Source organism: Aeromonas sp. 600479, assembly GCF_049175515.1.
GTDB classification, from domain to species: Bacteria; Pseudomonadota; Gammaproteobacteria; order Enterobacterales; family Aeromonadaceae; genus Aeromonas; species Aeromonas veronii_A.
Genome location: NZ_JAAKVF010000015.1, coordinates 1 through 14687, shown reverse-complemented (window position 1 = coordinate 14687; position 14687 = coordinate 1). Strand labels below are relative to the sequence as shown.

Genomic DNA, 14687 nt, shown 5'->3' with positions numbered 1-14687 from the left:
ATGTCCCTCAACGTCGTGATCCTGGCTGCGGGTAAAGGTACCCGTATGCGCTCTTCCCTGCCCAAGGTACTGCACCCGGTAGCCAACAAACCCATGGTTTCCCATGTGATCGATACCGCTCGTCAGGTCGGTGCCGAGCAGCTGCATCTGGTCTATGGCCACGGTGCCGAGCTGCTGAAAGAGCGGATCGTGGCGGCCGATGTGAACTGGGTGCTGCAAGCTCAGCAGCTGGGAACTGGTCATGCCGTCGCCCAGGCCATCCCGTTCTGGAAGGATGAAGACGATGTGCTGGTGCTCTACGGCGATACCCCGCTGATCCAGCCCGAGACCCTGCAGCGCTTGCTCGCCGCCAAGGCTGAAAACGGGATGGCACTGCTGACCGTGGTGCTGGACAACCCCACCGGCTATGGCCGCATCGTCCGTGAAAATGGTCAGGTAGTCGGTATCGTCGAGCAGAAGGATGCCAATGCCGAACAGCTGGTCATTCGTGAGGTGAACACCGGCGTGCTGGTGGCCAATGGGGGCCAGTTGCGTCAATGGTTGTCTCGTCTCGACAACAAAAACGCCCAGGGCGAGTTCTATCTGACCGATGTGATCGCCATGGCTCACGGCGATAATTGCCCGATTGCCGCCGTTCATCCGGAGCGTGCCGCCGAGGTGGAAGGGGCCAACAATCGGGTGCAATTGGCTCAGCTTGAGCGCAGCTATCAGCAGATGCAGGCCGAGAAGCTGATGATCGCCGGTGCCACCCTGATCGACCCGGCCCGCTTCGATCTGCGCGGAACCCTCGAGATCGGTGAAGAGGTGGTGATCGACGTCAACGTCATCATCGAAGGCAAGGTAACCCTCGGTAACCACGTCCGTATCGGTGCCGGTGCCGTGCTGAAGAATTGCGTCATTGGCGATCACACCGAAGTGAAGCCCTACTCCATCGTCGAAGGGGCTCAGGTGGCGGATCAGTGTTCGGTCGGCCCGTTTGCCCGTCTGCGTCCTGGCGCGGTTCTGGAGCAGGATGCTCACGTCGGCAATTTCGTCGAGATGAAGAAGGCCCGTCTTGGTGTCGGTTCCAAGTGCGGTCATTTGACCTATCTGGGTGATGCCGAGATCGGAGCTGGGGTGAATATCGGTGCCGGTACCATCACCTGCAACTACGACGGGGTCAACAAATTCCAGACCATCATCGAGGATGATGTGTTCGTCGGTTCCGATACCCAGCTGGTGGCGCCAGTGCGCATCGGTAAGGGGGCGACTCTGGGGGCGGGTTCTACCATCACCAAGGATGTGGCCGAGAACGAGCTGGTGATCACTCGGGTGCCCCAGCGCCACATCAAGAACTGGGCTCGCCCGGTCAAGAAGAAGTGATGCCCGATCAATAAAATAGAACCGGCGCCTGATGGCGCCGGTTTTTTTGGCTTATGACTTATGGCTGAGGTCACTGGTCGATGGCTGGGGGGCCGCCCATGTGGTGGCGGGTGTGCTGTAATCCATCACCTGATACCAGTCGAGCTTGCGGGTCAGCATCATGATCAGTGCCAGAGTGGCGAACAAGAGCAGGGCGCCGAGCAGCAGAGCTATCTCTTCGGCCTGCAGCAGGCTGTAGAGGATGGCATAGACCAGCCCGAGCAGCGCTGCGAAGCCGATCCCCTTTTTCGGGCCACCCAGCACATGACTGAGGTAGAAGCCGTTGAGCAGCACGCTGGCCAGCGCGGCTACCAGATAGGCCCAGCCAAAGCCGAGGTGCTCGGTCAGGGCCAGCAGCACCAGATAGAAGATAGCCAGCCCCATGCCTACCAGCGCGTACTGGATCGGGTGAACCCGCAGCCCCTTGAGCAGCTCGAACATGAAGAAGCTGATAAAGGTGAGGCCGATAAACAGCAGGGCATATTTGGCCGCCCTCTCATTGAGTTGATAGTGATCCACCGGCTGCACCAGACTGACGCTGAAGGTGGAGAGATGGCTATCGCCCCCGTTCATCATCCGGTTGAAGCGGGTCTCCATGTCGCTGGCGAACCAGCTGGTTTGCCAGTTGGCCTCAAACCCTTGTGGGCTCAGGGTGCGACTGCCCGGCAGAAAGTCACCGATAAAGTTGGGGTGGGGCCAGTTGCCCGCCAGCTGCAGGGTGCTCTCCTTGCCCAGCGGGACTATGTCGAGGGCGTTCATCCCCTGTAGATTGAGCTCCAGATGGAAGGTGCCATCCTGCTGCGGCAGGTTGTCGAGTGGGGCATGGATACCCGCCAGTGCGTCGCCGAGGCGGGCGCCGGGGGCAAACGGGATCCTCTGTGTGCCGAGTTGCAGTTCGGGGACGCTGTTGATACCGCGGGCATCGGAGAGCACCAGGCTCAGGTAGGGTTTGCCCGCCACCAGCTCGGCCGTTTCACTGAGCGGTGAGGTCGCGTCATTCAGCAAACTCTGCCGGGTGGGCAGGCGGCCGGATAGGGTGATGCGGGTCTGGTAGACCTGCGCCTGATAGATGCCCAGCTTGCGCGGGGTCACCTCCATGTTGGCCTTGATATCCAACTGCTCCGGCAGCAGGTAGCGGTAGATCTGCTCCTGACGGACGAAGCGCTTGCCCTCCTGCTCGACCGTCACCGAACGGGTATAGGGCTGCACGATAATGGGCCCCATCAGTCGTTGCGGGCCGCTGCTGCTGGACATGATGCTGTGAATGGCCTGATTGCGGTAAGCCTGACGCTCCCGGTTGAGCTCCATGATGGATTGCACCGGCACCATCAACAACAGGCTGAGCAACAGCAGCAGAAAGATCTTGTGGGTGAATATCTGTTTGACCATGACACGTCTCCTTGTTTGATGGAGTGAGTCTGTCAGTCCGGCGTGAAGTGGTGATGGGCTTGTGTGAAGTGGTGGTGAAGGGGGATAAAAAAACCGGCATTGCGCCGGTTTCTGGAGGAATTACAGGGTCTTCAGCTTCCCGGGCAATGCGGCCAGCACCTCTTCTTTTGCCTTGAGGGAGGCGAACTGCTTGCCGGGCTTTTGCACCACGGTATGGACGAAGATCAGCTGCTTGCCCGGTTTGCTGGCCCAGCCGACGAACCAGCCGATCTGCTGATCGCGGTTGAGGCTGCCATCCAGCTTCTTCGGGTAGCCCATGCCGGTCTTGCCGTGGATCTGCCAGCCCTCGATCTCGCTCATCTTGAGGATATTGGCGGTGTATTGCAGGGTTTGCGCCGAGACCGGCAGCTTGCCGCTGAGCATCTTGCCGAGGAAGCGAGCCTGCTCCTCCGGACTGATGGCGAGGCTGGAGCTGAGCCAGGCCTGGGTCAGGCCGTCATGTTTGCCCGGATTGCCGGAGAGATCCCGGTTGCCGTAGTCGAAGCGGTCGACATATTGCTGGAAGCGCTCCATCCCCAGCCACTCGGTGATCTGCTGGGAGAACCAGACCACCGAGTAGGTTTCCCAGCGGCGCGGGGTGGTGGTTTCACGCCAGGCGGGCAGCCAGCCGTCATAGCTCGGTTTGTAAGGCAGTGCCGGATGCTCTTCATCCACAAGATAGCCGCTGTCGTAACCCATCAGCGCCAGCGGGATCTTGAAGGTGGACGCGGGCGGCAGCTGGCTGGAGCAGTCCCCTTCGCTGGAGAGGGTCTGGCCGTTGCCGTCGGCATAGAGAAAGCAGCCGCTGGCGGCGGAGGCAGGCAGGGCTGCGAGTAGACCGGCAGCCAGCAGGCTGGAGAGAAGCAGGCGGGACATAGCATTTCCTTGAGCAAATGGATGAGAGAAAGCGGCAGTCTAATGCCGCTTTGTGTGGGGAATGTGAAGTTGCGGGGGGACTAGGCGAACGGCAGCCAGAGTTCCGCCAGCGCGCCCCCTTCCGGCCGGTTGCTCAGGGTCAGACGGCCGCCATGCTGGTGGGCAACCTCATGGGCGAAGCTGAGCCCCAGACCACTGCTCTTGCCCTTGTCCGGTCGTGGCAGGGAGTAGAAGCGCTCGAAGATGCGTGGCAATGCGTAGTCGGGGATGCCGGGGCCGCAGTCGGTGACCCGAAAACAGTAGCCCTCCTCCTGCTGGCTGCCACTCAGGGTGACCAGCCCGTAGGCGGGAGAGAAGTCGATGGCGTTATCCAGCAGGTTGCCGATGGCCTGCTCCACCAGCAGCGGATCCCACTTCTGTTTCGGCGCGCTGGCCAGCTCGGCCACCAACTCGACCTGACGGCGCTGGGCGATGATCTGGCGGGCGTCGAGGGTGCGCTTGCCCAGTTTTGCCGGTTCCACCGACTGGCGATCCAGCCCCTGCCCCGACTCCAGCCGCGCCAGTTGCAGCATTCGCTCGATCAGCTGCTGCATGCGCGCGGTTTCCAGATTGATGTTGCCGATAAAGCGTTTGGCAACTTCGGGGGGCGGCGTTTCGGCCAAAATCTCCCCCGCCCCGCGAATGGCGGCCAGAGGGCTCTTCAGCTCGTGGGTCAGGCTGTGCACATAGGCTTCGATGTAGCTTTTGCCATCGAGCTGGTGGCGCATGGTCTCCAGTGAGCGGCCGAGCCGATCCAGCTCGACGGTGTGCAGCCGTGGCAGCGGTGCCGCCTCCCCCTTGCTGACCGAGTCGGCGTAGTGCACCAGCTTGCCGATGGCGCGGTTTAGCCACCACACCAGCAGGCTGCCGATCAGCAGCGAGATGAGCAGCATCTGGCCGCCGGCCCGCAGCAGCTCCTGTTCCCCGCGCTCGATGGCTGGCATCAGGGTGCGATTGGGTTTGGCGACGGTGAGGGAGCCGATGATTTTGGCCCCTTCCCGCAGCGGTGCCGCCACATACATGGTCGAGCTGGCGGCATCGTCGGGATCGGTGCGGGTGCTGCGGGCGCCATATTGGCCGCGCAGGGTGCGGTAGACATCGTTCCAGCGGGAATAGTCCTTGCCCAGATCCGTGCCGTCGGAGTCGTAAATCACCATACCCTTCTGGTCAGTGACATAGATGCGGTACTCCGCCTGCTGCTTGAGGTGGCCGTCGATCATCGCATTGATGGGATTCTGGTTGAGGCGGGCGAAGGCGCTGGCCAACCGCCCGTTCATCATATTGCCCTCTTTCAGATCATCGAGGGCGAGCGGCGCCAGCAGCTGGGTCATGTCTACCAGAGTATCCTCGGTGGCGCTGCGCACCCCGGGTTTTATCTCCTCGACGAAGATCTCCAGCACGAACCAGGCGGCCAGCGCGAAGATCAGCAGCAGGCCGCACAGCAGTTGCAACCCGAGTCTCATGCCAGCTCCAGGCTGTAGCCCAGCCCGCGGTGGGTGAGGATCAGGTTGGCCTCGGGATCATGTTCGCGCAGCTTGGCGCGGATAGTCTTGATATGGGTATCGACGGTGCGATCCAGACTCTCCTCCGCATCCTGCCACACCAGATCCATCAGCTGTTGGCGGGAGTAGACCCGGCCCGGCGCCAGCATCAGGGTCTTGAGCAGCAGATATTCGTAGCGGGTGAGGGCCAGCGGTTGGCCGCGAAAATGGATGCGGGCCCGCTCCTCATCCAGCACCAGCAGGGCGCTGGGTTGGGGGGCGACGGGCTGGCTGCGGCGCAGGATGACCCGCACCCGGGCACACACTTCCCGTGGCGAGAAGGGTTTGGCCACATAGTCGTCGGCACCGATCTCCAACCCGATCAGCCGGTCTATCTCCTCGCTGCGGGCGGTGAGGAACATCAGGGGAATATCGGTCAGCGCCCTCACCTGCTTGCAGAGTTCGAAGCCGCTGATGTCGGGCAGCCCCACATCGAGGATCAGGAAGTCGGGTCGCGTCTGTTCCAGTCGTGTCAGCAACTGTTGGCCCAGCATGAACCACTCCACCTCAAACCCGTCGGTCTGCAGGGCATAAATCAGGGTGTCGGCGATGCTGGCCTCATCCTCCACCAGCCAGATGACTCTCTTTTGCATGGCATCCTCGTCGCAAATTGGCACCCCATTCTGGCATCGAACCAAACCGGATCCTATTTGCTGTTTTATTTTTCCGAAAAAGGGGCTAACATTTCGATGTTCTTTCGAATCGAAACTTAAAAATGACCAAACGTAATACTCAACAACGCCGCCACACCATAGTGACCCTGGTACAAGAGCAGGGTGAAGTGAGCGTCGACGCCCTCGCCAAACACTTTTCTACCTCCGAAGTGACCATCCGTAAAGATCTGGCGGTACTGGAGACCGGTGGTCTGCTGCTGCGCCGTTACGGTGGTGCTGTCCCTTTGCCGAGCGAGATGGTGGTCGAGGTCAACCCTGAACAAGTTTCGAACCGAAAGTTAGCCATTGCCCGTGCGGCGGCCGAGCGGCTGCGTGATCACAACCGCGTCATCATCGACAGCGGCAGCACCACCAGCGCCATGATCCCCATGCTGGGCAACAAGCGCGGCCTCATCGTGATGACTAACTCCCTCAATGTGGCCGGTGCCCTGCGCGAGCTGGAAAATGAGCCTACCCTGTTAATGACCGGTGGCACTTGGGACCCTCACTCCGAATCCTTCCAGGGGCAGGTGGCGGAACAGGTGCTGCGCTCCTACGACTTTGACCAGCTCTTTATCGGTGCCGACGGTATCGACCCGGAGCGTGGCACCACCACCTTCAACGAGCTGGTGGGCCTGTCACGGGTGATGGCCGAGGTATCGCGGGAGGTCATTGTGATGGTCGAATCGGAAAAGATCGGCCGCAAGATCCCCAATCTCGAACTTCCTTGGTCGAGCATCCATACCCTGGTGACCGACGAGGGGCTGGCCAGCGAGGCCAGAGAACAGATTCAAGCCCAGGGGGTGACGCTTATCTGCGCCCCGGTCACTTGCTGACATCGAGCTCTGAACCATCGAACTGACTTTACGATTTGCATCTCAAGGAGAAGTGTATGTGTGGCATCGTCGGGGCTGTCGCCCAACGTGATGTGGCTGAAATTCTGGTAGAGGGCCTGCGCCGTCTGGAGTACCGCGGTTATGACTCAGCCGGTGTGGCCGTGTTCAGCGCCAACCAGCCGTTGCAGCGGGTTCGCCGTCTGGGCAAGGTGGCTGAGCTGGCCAAGGCGCTCGACGAGCAGTCCGTCCACGGCGGTACCGGTATTGCCCATACCCGCTGGGCCACTCACGGCGAGCCCTCCGAGCGCAACGCTCACCCTCACGTTTCCGAGCATATCGTGGTGGTGCACAACGGCATCATCGAGAACCACGAAGAGCTGCGGGAAGAGTTGAAGGCGCTGGGCTATGTGTTCAGCTCCGACACTGACACCGAAGTGATTGCCCATCTGGTCCATCACGAGCTGAAGAGCGCCGGCAGCCTGCTGGCCGCCATGCAGACTGCGGTGAAGCAGCTGCGCGGTGCCTACGGTACCGTGGTGATGGACAGCCGCGACGACAGCCGCGTGGTGGTTGCCCGCTCCGGTTCACCGCTGGTGATCGGCCGCGGTATCGGCGAGAACTTTATCGCCTCCGACCAGATGGCGCTGCTGCCGGTGACCCGTCGTTTCATCTTCCTGGAAGAGGGTGATGTGGCCGAAGTGACCCGCCGTGACGTGCATATCTTCGATACCAACGGCAACGCCGTGGTGCGTGAAGAGCAGGAGTCCGAACTCTCCCACGATGCCGGTGACAAGGGTGAATACCGTCACTACATGCTCAAAGAGATCCACGAGCAACCCAAAGCGATCACCAACACCCTGGAAGGGCGTCTGGGCAGCGATCACGTGGTAGTCGAATCGTTCGGCAACGGCGCGCGCGCCATCTTCGAAAAGGTGGAGCACGTACAGATCGTCGCCTGCGGTACCTCCTACCACTCCGGCATGGTCGCCCGTTACTGGTTTGAAGAGATCGCCGGCGTCTCCTGCGATGTGGAGATCGCCTCCGAATTCCGCTATCGCAAATCCGTGGTGCGCCCCAACAGCCTGCTGATCACCCTCTCCCAGAGCGGTGAGACCGCCGATACCCTGGCCGCCCTGCGTCTGGCCAAGGAGTCCGGCTATATGAGCTCGCTGGCTATCTGCAACGTACCGGGCTCCTCGCTGGTGCGTGAATCGGCGCTGGCCTTTATGACCCGTGCCGGTGCCGAGATCGGCGTTGCCTCCACCAAGGCATTCACCACCCAGCTGGCTGGCTTGCTGATGCTGGTGGCCTCGGTCGGTCACTGCCGCGGCAACCTGAGTGCGGCCGCCGAGGCCGAGCTGGTCAAGGCGCTCCACGCCCTGCCCCAGCGCATTAAAGAGAGCCTGGCGCTGGCCAAGCAGATCGAGACTCTGGCCGAAGAGTTTGCCGACAAGCAGCACAGCCTGTTCCTCGGCCGTGGCAGCCAGTACCCCATCGCCATGGAAGGTGCGCTCAAGCTTAAAGAGATCTCCTACATCCACGCCGAAGCCTATGCTGCTGGCGAGCTGAAGCATGGCCCGCTGGCGCTGATCGATGCCGAGATGCCCATCATTGTGGTGGCGCCGAACAACGATCTGCTGGAGAAGCTGAAGTCCAACGTGGAAGAGGTGCGTGCCCGTGGCGGTATCCTCTACGTCTTCGCCGATGCCGATACCGGCTTCAAGAGCGACGAGACCATGCGGGTCATGAACCTCAACCATGTGGAAGAGGTGATCGCGCCGATCGTCTATACCGTGCCGCTGCAGCTGCTCTCCTACCACGTTGCCCTGATCAAGGGCACCGACGTAGATCAGCCGCGCAACCTGGCAAAATCGGTGACCGTTGAGTAAGTCACTCTCTCAAATGAAAAAGAGCCGCAATTGCGGCTCTTTTTGTTTTGGCTGAGGGGTTACGACAGCCGCAGGTTGGTGATGGTGACCTCGTCGAGGGAGGGCACAATGATGCCGCTGGTGATCCCTTTGGCGATGGCCTGACTGCGGTTCTTCGAGTCGGTCTTGTTGGTCACCTGGGTCAGGTGAAAGTTGACCGTCCGCTCACTGATGCCGAGTATGGTAGCGATCTCCCAGGAGGTCTTGCCCTCGCTTGCCCAGAACAGGCACTCCTTCTCCCGATCCGACAGTTCGGTCAGGTATTTCATCATATCCGGTCTGCTTTTGATCAGTTGCAGCGCAGAGTTGAAGATGTAGCTTGCGCAGAACGACAGCAGCGGCACGTTTTCAAACATCAGGTCTGAGTTGGATTTGTCCTTGGTGATGAATGAGAGGATACCGTGCTCCCCCTGCGGGGTGTGCAGCGGAAATGAGACCCCATTGCGTACACCGAAATCGGCCGCCAGGTTCATCACCTCCCGACTGGCGCTGGGTAGCCAGGGCGAGTCGCAGTCGAGTTTGTTCCAGAAGATGGGCTGGGTCTGTTTCAGCCCCAGATAGACCACCGGATCCTGGGTCAGATACTGGTTTTCGCTATAGGCGTCAAACCAGCTGGTCGGACAGTTGTTAAACAGCGCCACATGGGATTTTTGCATGGTGATGGGGAAAATAATCAGCAGCCGGAAGTAATCAAAGCCCATTTGATGACTGAAGCGCTCCAGCTGTTGCTGGATATCGCTGGTTTTTGTTGCCTTGGTGAACTTGTCGATATGTTCCCAGATCGCATCGTTGAGCATGACTTTCTCCTTTTTCGATCTCTATCACACTGATCGAAAAGATTTTTCTCGTTATTTATATTTGTCGGTGGCTATTGGAGCCACTTATTCCGTGCGTGTTTAAAAATTATCCTGTTTTTGTGCATAAAGGCCAAGAAAATCCTCTCGTTGCCAGTCCGCCCTGTATTTGAGATAATGATAATAGTTATCATTAGTAAGATGTATTTCAATGAACAAATTATGGGGTGTGGCCCTGCTGCCACTGTCAGTCCACTTTGCTGCCATTGGGGATGAGCTGGTTGCTCCCGCTCTCAAGAACAGCATCGCTGCCGGGAAAGCCTCCCAGCAGCGGGTGGAAAAAGCCGCCGATGCCGCGGTTGCCGCACGACTGGAGCTGCAAAATGCCCAGCTGCAACTGCGTGACCTCGAAGCCTACAACCGCTACATGCAATCTCTGGTGGCCGATCAGCAAAATGAGCTGGGTAAATTGAGCCAGCAGTTGGAAGCGGTGCAAGAGACCCGTCAGGGCTTGATCCCGCTGATGCTGCAGATGCAGGCAGATCTGGAACAGCTGGTGCAAAACGACATCCCGCTGCGCAAGGAAGATCGTTTAGCGCGGGTTGAACAGTTGAAAGCGACCCTGGCCCGTGCGGACGTGAGCGAGGCAGAGAAATTCCGTCAGCTGCTGCAGGCCTATCAGATCGAAGCCGAGTACGGCAGCAGGATGGACCGCTATTCCGCCGAGCTGGAGCTGGATGGTGCCCCGCGTCGGGTCGATGTGCTGGCGCTGGGTCGGGTCTCCCTGCTGGCAATGACGGCCGATCGCAGTCAGGCATGGCGCTGGTCTGCCGAGGCGAAGCAGTGGCAAGCCCTCGACAGCAAGTGGCTCTCCCCTATCGCCGAGGCGATGGATGTGGCCGCCGACAAGAAAGTTCCCCAGTTGCTCAATGTCCCCCTCTCTGTCAGCCGCAGTCAGGAGGCCCAATCATGAGAGTCACCATGAAGTGGTTCCCCCTCCTTATTGCCCTCTCCTGCGGTACCAACGCCGCTGTCGCCGATGAGTGGCAGCAGCAGGAACAGGCTCGTGAACAGCAGGCTCAGCAAGATCTGGCGACCGTTGCCAAGGAGCTCGGCACTGCCCGCGCCAGACTGGCCGAGGCCCAGCGCCTGAGCAAGGAGCTGGCTGGCAAGTTCGCCAGCAACGAGAAGCAGCTGGTCGAGCTTAACGCCCAGTGGGAGCAAGCCTCCGGCGATATGAACGAGATCTTCGCGGTCACCCGTCAGGGCGCCAGCGATGCGGTCAAGCTGCTGAGCGAATCCGCCGTCGAGGGCCAGTACCCGGAGCGTCTCGCCCCGCTGAAAACCATGGCACAGGATAAACAGGTGCCGGATCGCGCCGCTCTCGCCTTGTTGCCCGCCACGCTGCTGCAGGAGATCCGTGAATCTGGCCGGATTGCCCAGTTCAATGGCAAGGTGCTAGATGCCCAGGGGGCTGCCAGCGAGCAGTTGCTGACCCGGGTTGGCAGTTTTGCCCTGCTGGGGAGCGAAGGCTTCCTGCAACAGACCGCCGAAGGCTTGAGCCCGGTACTGGGTCTGCCCGGTAGCGTGCTCTCTGCCGTTGCGGCTTATCAGGGTCAGGAAGGGGAAGCGCTGCCGCTGGATCCTTCGCATGGCACTCTGCTGGCGATGCTGGCACAGGCACCTACCTTCTGGCAGCAGGTACAGCAAGGTGGTCAGGTCGGCGCCATTATCGTGCTGCTGGCCGCTATCGGTTTGGGAATTGCGGCAGTACGGCTGTGGAGCCTCTCTCGCGAGCTGGGTCGGGTTCGTCGCCAGCTCAAGAGCGGCGAGTATCACGCTGATAACGCCCTCGGCCGGGTGCTGACGGTGGCAGACAAACACCCCGAGCTGAGCATGGAGACCCTCGAGCTGCGTCTTGATGAGGCGATCCTGCAGGAGACTCCTCGCATGGAGCGCGGCATCGGCATGGTCAAGGTGATCGCGGCCATCGCCCCCATGCTGGGTCTGCTCGGTACCGTAACCGGGATGATCGGCACCTTCCAGGCCATCACCCAGTTTGGCACCGGCGATCCCAAGATCATGGCGGGCGGCATCTCCATGGCGCTGGTTACCACGGTACAGGGTCTGGTTGCGGCCATTCCGCTGATCCTGGCCCACAGCCTGCTGCAATCACGCTTCACCGAGCTTTCCAATGTACTGGAGCAGCAGGTAGCCGGCATTCTGGCCGAGCGCGCCGAGAGCAATAACGGCGGGATGGAGCGAGCAGCATGATGCTCGACATCTGGCAACAGCTGCAGAGCTTCATGGGCCGTGGCGGCCCGGTGCTCTGGGTCATTCTGGCCCTGCTGGTGCTGATGTGGATTTTGATGATCGAGCGGTTGCTCTACCTCAATCTGGGTTTCGGTCCGCTGCAGCAACAGCTGCTCGGCCGCTGGCAGGCCCGCAGCGAGCGCCACAGTTGGCACGCCCGGGCGATCCGCAGCCGCTGGCTGGCGCAGGCGGAGCTGGAACTGAACCGTCATCTGATCTTCATCCGCACCCTGGTGGTGCTCTGTCCCATGCTGGGGCTGCTGGGCACTGTGACCGGCATGATCGGCGTATTCGATGCGTTGGCTGCGGCCAACCGCTTTAACCCGGAGAGCATGGCTGGCGGGATCTCCCGCGCCACCATCCCCACCATGGCGGGCATGGTGGTGGCGCTCTCCGGCGTGTTGTTACTCAGTCGGCTCGAGAGTCAGGCCAAGCGTGCGCTGGCCAAGACCTGGGACGGCCTGCGAGAAGAGAAGGTAATGCAATGAGACGGCAATCCAAACGCCAGCGTGACGAAGTGCAGATCGACATGACCCCCATGCTGGATATCGTGTTCATCATGCTGATCTTCTTTATTGTCACCACCTCCTTCGTGCGCGAAGCCGGGCTCGAGGTGCACAGACCCCAGGCCAGTCAGGCCAAGGCGCAGAAATCCTCCAGCATCATGCTGGCGATCGGGGCTCAGGGTCAGATCTTCCTCGACCGCAAGCAGATCGATGTGGAGCGGGTACAGGCCACCATCGCCCGTCTGCTGGCGGAGCAGCCCGATGCCAGCCTGGTGATCCAGGCCGACGAGCGAGTGCCCCATGGCAAGGTGGTGCGGGTGATGGATGAGGCCAAGGCGGCGGGTATCGCCAATATCGCCGTGGCGGTGGCGCCGAAATGAAATACAAGCTAATGAGCCTGGGGCTGGGGATCGCCCTCAGTCTGGGCATCCTGCTGTTCATGGCCACGCTGGTTGAACCGCCCCGGGGCGAGAAGGTGGCGAGCGAACAGAAGCCCATCGTCATCAATATGCAGAACGAGGTGACCGAGGTGCAGGTACGCGAGCGTCCGGTACCGCAGGAACCCGAGCCTCTGCCAGAGCCTCCCGCGGCATTGGCCTCGACACCGCTGCCGATGCCTGCCGCGGCCCCCTTGGCGGCCGTTGAGCCGAGTCTGGATCTGGTCTCCAGCCTCAGTGCGGTGCAGGTCTATGCCCCCGGCGTGGCGACCAGTACCGCACCGGTATTGAGTGGCAACTACCACGGCCAGCAGCAGGGAGCGGGTATCGGCGCAGGTGACATGCTGATGCCGCTGCAACGGATCGAGCCGGTCTACCCCTATCGTGCCCAGCAGTCAGGGATCGAAGGATTCGTCACCCTGCGCTTTAGCGTGAATGCCGAAGGTGGCGTGCAGGATGTGGAAGTGGTCGAGGCCAAGCCCAAGCGTCAGTTCGAGCGGGCGGCCATTCAGGCGATCAACAAGTGGCGCTATCAGCCGAGACCGGGCGCCACCGACAAGCTGGTGCAAGTCATCACGCTCAAATTCAAACTGGAGTCATAACTATGTTGCGGATCTGGATCTGTCTGCTGGCCCTGGTCGGCCAAGTCTGTCTGGCGATGGAGGTCAGCCCTCACTTCTCCCGTCAGCTTGAACCCGTGATGAAGCTCTATCAGTCCGGTCAGTGGCAACAAGCTCAAAGCAAGGCGTCCGGCCTCAAGCCAAATAGCGATGCCGAGCGTGCCTGGCTGGCGCAGTTGCAAGCCTCGCTGGCGGCCAATCTGCAACAGACCGCCCAGGCGAGCCGTTATGTCGAACAGGCTCTTGCCTATAAAGAGTGGCCCGAGCAGCAACAGCTCCAGCTGTTGCGACTGCGCGGCGATATTCAGGCCCAGCAATCCAACTGGTCTGGCGCCATCGCCAGCTACAAGGCGGCACTGGCACTCAAACAAGACGATGGGCTGCGCCTGCGTCTGGCCGGCCTCTATTACCACAACAAACAGTACGGTGACGCTGCCAGCCAGAGCGAACAGTTGTTGAAGAAGGGTTGGCAGAAGCAGGCCGCCATTATTCGTCTCTCCGCCCTCACCGCTCAGCAACGTTATGGCGTGGCTGCTGATCAGGCGGCCGAGTTGATCAGCCACGAACCCAAAGAGAGCAAATGGTGGCAGCAGGCGGTGTCGCTCAACCTCTCCGCCAAACGTGGGGATCAGGCGTTGGCGCTGCTGCAGACTGCCATCGACAGAAAACTGATGGATGACGCGTCAGCCCGCAACCAGCTGATCCGCCTCTATGCCTGGCAAGGGCTGCCTTATCGTGGTGCCCGTCTGCTGGAGGCGGCCATGGCCAAGGGACAGATGAAGCAAAGTGCTGAAAACCGCCAACTGCTGGCCCAATTGTGGGAAGGTGCCCGGGAGTGGTCACAAGCAGTTGATAGCTGGCAGCAGCTGGCCAGCCTACATGGTCAGCCCAAAGCTGCCATGCGCGCCGCCGAACTGATGCTGCAACAGGGCAAGACTGATGCTGCCATGATCCAGCTCGCCGCCATCAAGTCGGTAAAAGGCGAGCAAGGCAATCGTGCCAAAGCGCTGCTGGTGCAGGCACACCTTAATAAGGAGCAGTATGCCCAGGCGCTGGAACTGGCCCGTGAGCTGCAGCAACAGGATAACTGGCAGCAGAAGGCAACCAGCTGGGTCAACTATATCCGGGCACAAAGCGAAGAGTTGAGTAAAAAAGCGGCGTAAAAGAGGTGCCAAGGGGTTGTTTTGGGGCGTTCAGTTCGCTTTTTCAGCAAACGAACGCATTTTTGCAAAAAGCCCTTGTCATCCCGGCGCGGCTCCCTATAATGCGCCCCTACCAGCACGGCGGAACACGCCGAACTGATGAGCCAGCTTCC

Annotated in this window: 14 protein-coding genes; 9 read left to right on the top strand and 5 right to left on the bottom strand. The window is 60.6% G+C overall.

The genetic code is table 11. From position 1 onward, the window contains the following. Positions 1–1362, top strand: coding sequence for a bifunctional UDP-N-acetylglucosamine diphosphorylase/glucosamine-1-phosphate N-acetyltransferase GlmU (gene glmU, locus G5149_RS15305; RefSeq protein WP_421212856.1), 1362 nt, complete (start codon positions 1–3; stop codon positions 1360–1362). 51 nt (positions 1363–1413) lie between these two features. Here glmU and creD read toward each other — a convergent pair whose 3' ends face one another. The 4 genes from creD to blrA form a co-directional block, all read right to left on the bottom strand. Continuing rightward, a complete protein-coding gene (gene creD, locus G5149_RS15300; RefSeq protein ID WP_421212854.1) occupies positions 1414–2790 on the bottom strand; it encodes a cell envelope integrity protein CreD in 1377 nt (458 codons plus the stop codon). 120 nt (positions 2791–2910) lie between these two features. Beyond that, complete coding sequence (blaOXA, locus tag G5149_RS15295; RefSeq protein WP_421212852.1) at positions 2911–3705, bottom strand: OXA-12 family class D beta-lactamase; 795 nt, start codon at positions 3703–3705, stop codon at positions 2911–2913. 80 nt (positions 3706–3785) lie between these two features. Next, positions 3786–5207, bottom strand: coding sequence for a beta-lactam sensor histidine kinase BlrB (blrB, locus tag G5149_RS15290; protein WP_421212850.1), 1422 nt, complete (start codon positions 5205–5207; stop codon positions 3786–3788). Further along, a complete protein-coding gene (blrA, locus tag G5149_RS15285; protein WP_013724228.1) occupies positions 5204–5878 on the bottom strand; it encodes a beta-lactam response regulator transcription factor BlrA in 675 nt (224 codons plus the stop codon). The genes blrB and blrA overlap by 4 nt, the downstream gene beginning before the upstream one ends. 122 nt (positions 5879–6000) lie before the next feature. Here blrA and G5149_RS15280 point away from each other — a divergent pair, with 122 nt between their 5' ends. Together G5149_RS15280 and glmS are read left to right on the top strand one after the other, a co-directional pair. Beyond that, complete coding sequence (locus G5149_RS15280) at positions 6001–6774, top strand: DeoR/GlpR family DNA-binding transcription regulator (RefSeq protein ID WP_005355851.1); 774 nt, start codon at positions 6001–6003, stop codon at positions 6772–6774. 56 nt (positions 6775–6830) lie between these two features. Beyond that, the gene (gene glmS, locus G5149_RS15275) at positions 6831–8663 is read left to right on the top strand and encodes a glutamine--fructose-6-phosphate transaminase (isomerizing) (protein ID WP_421212848.1); all 1833 of its coding nucleotides are present in this window, start codon (positions 6831–6833) and stop codon (positions 8661–8663) included. A 59-nt stretch (positions 8664–8722) separates the two neighbouring features. On the opposite strand, the gene G5149_RS15270 is transcribed toward glmS, so the two are convergent. Further along, the gene (locus tag G5149_RS15270) at positions 8723–9499 is read right to left on the bottom strand and encodes a helix-turn-helix transcriptional regulator (protein ID WP_005342366.1); all 777 of its coding nucleotides are present in this window, start codon (positions 9497–9499) and stop codon (positions 8723–8725) included. Positions 9500–9707: 208 nt separating this feature from the next. On the opposite strand from G5149_RS15270, the gene G5149_RS15265 reads away from it, so the two are divergent. Genes G5149_RS15265 through G5149_RS15240 form a run of 6 tightly spaced genes read left to right on the top strand, consistent with a single transcriptional unit; the run spans position 9708 to position 14535 of the window. After that, positions 9708–10469: a DUF3450 domain-containing protein gene (locus G5149_RS15265; RefSeq protein ID WP_337073458.1), complete on the top strand. Its 762-nt coding sequence runs from the start codon at positions 9708–9710 to the stop codon at positions 10467–10469. Beyond that, the gene (locus G5149_RS15260) at positions 10466–11770 is read left to right on the top strand and encodes a MotA/TolQ/ExbB proton channel family protein (RefSeq protein ID WP_421212846.1); all 1305 of its coding nucleotides are present in this window, start codon (positions 10466–10468) and stop codon (positions 11768–11770) included. Before G5149_RS15265 ends, G5149_RS15260 begins: the two co-directional genes overlap by 4 nt. Further along, a complete protein-coding gene (locus G5149_RS15255) occupies positions 11767–12297 on the top strand; it encodes a MotA/TolQ/ExbB proton channel family protein (RefSeq protein WP_421212844.1) in 531 nt (176 codons plus the stop codon). Before G5149_RS15260 ends, G5149_RS15255 begins: the two co-directional genes overlap by 4 nt. Next, positions 12294–12695: an ExbD/TolR family protein gene (locus G5149_RS15250; protein ID WP_005339369.1), complete on the top strand. Its 402-nt coding sequence runs from the start codon at positions 12294–12296 to the stop codon at positions 12693–12695. The genes G5149_RS15255 and G5149_RS15250 overlap by 4 nt, the downstream gene beginning before the upstream one ends. After that, positions 12692–13354 carry an energy transducer TonB gene (locus G5149_RS15245; protein ID WP_005339371.1) on the top strand — a complete coding sequence of 221 codons (663 nt, stop codon included), beginning with the start codon at positions 12692–12694 and terminating at the stop codon, positions 13352–13354. The genes G5149_RS15250 and G5149_RS15245 overlap by 4 nt, the downstream gene beginning before the upstream one ends. 2 nt (positions 13355–13356) lie before the next feature. After that, the gene (locus G5149_RS15240) at positions 13357–14535 is read left to right on the top strand and encodes a hypothetical protein (protein WP_421212842.1); all 1179 of its coding nucleotides are present in this window, start codon (positions 13357–13359) and stop codon (positions 14533–14535) included. The last annotated feature ends 152 nt before the right edge of the window (positions 14536–14687 follow it).

Coding starts and splice junctions, on each gene's coding strand:
- glmU (WP_421212856.1), top strand. CDS start 1: ATGTCCCTCAACGTCGTGATCCTGGCTGCGGGTAAAGGTACCCGTATG.
- G5149_RS15255 (WP_421212844.1), top strand. CDS start 11,767: ATGATGCTCGACATCTGGCAACAGCTGCAGAGCTTCATGGGCCGTGGC.
- blrA (WP_013724228.1), bottom strand. CDS start 5,878: ATGCAAAAGAGAGTCATCTGGCTGGTGGAGGATGAGGCCAGCATCGCC.
- G5149_RS15260 (WP_421212846.1), top strand. CDS start 10,466: ATGAGAGTCACCATGAAGTGGTTCCCCCTCCTTATTGCCCTCTCCTGC.
- G5149_RS15250 (WP_005339369.1), top strand. CDS start 12,294: ATGAGACGGCAATCCAAACGCCAGCGTGACGAAGTGCAGATCGACATG.
- glmS (WP_421212848.1), top strand. CDS start 6,831: ATGTGTGGCATCGTCGGGGCTGTCGCCCAACGTGATGTGGCTGAAATT.
- G5149_RS15240 (WP_421212842.1), top strand. CDS start 13,357: ATGTTGCGGATCTGGATCTGTCTGCTGGCCCTGGTCGGCCAAGTCTGT.
- G5149_RS15280 (WP_005355851.1), top strand. CDS start 6,001: ATGACCAAACGTAATACTCAACAACGCCGCCACACCATAGTGACCCTG.
- creD (WP_421212854.1), bottom strand. CDS start 2,790: ATGGTCAAACAGATATTCACCCACAAGATCTTTCTGCTGCTGTTGCTC.
- blaOXA (WP_421212852.1), bottom strand. CDS start 3,705: ATGTCCCGCCTGCTTCTCTCCAGCCTGCTGGCTGCCGGTCTACTCGCA.
- blrB (WP_421212850.1), bottom strand. CDS start 5,207: ATGAGACTCGGGTTGCAACTGCTGTGCGGCCTGCTGCTGATCTTCGCG.
- G5149_RS15265 (WP_337073458.1), top strand. CDS start 9,708: ATGAACAAATTATGGGGTGTGGCCCTGCTGCCACTGTCAGTCCACTTT.
- G5149_RS15270 (WP_005342366.1), bottom strand. CDS start 9,499: ATGCTCAACGATGCGATCTGGGAACATATCGACAAGTTCACCAAGGCA.
- G5149_RS15245 (WP_005339371.1), top strand. CDS start 12,692: ATGAAATACAAGCTAATGAGCCTGGGGCTGGGGATCGCCCTCAGTCTG.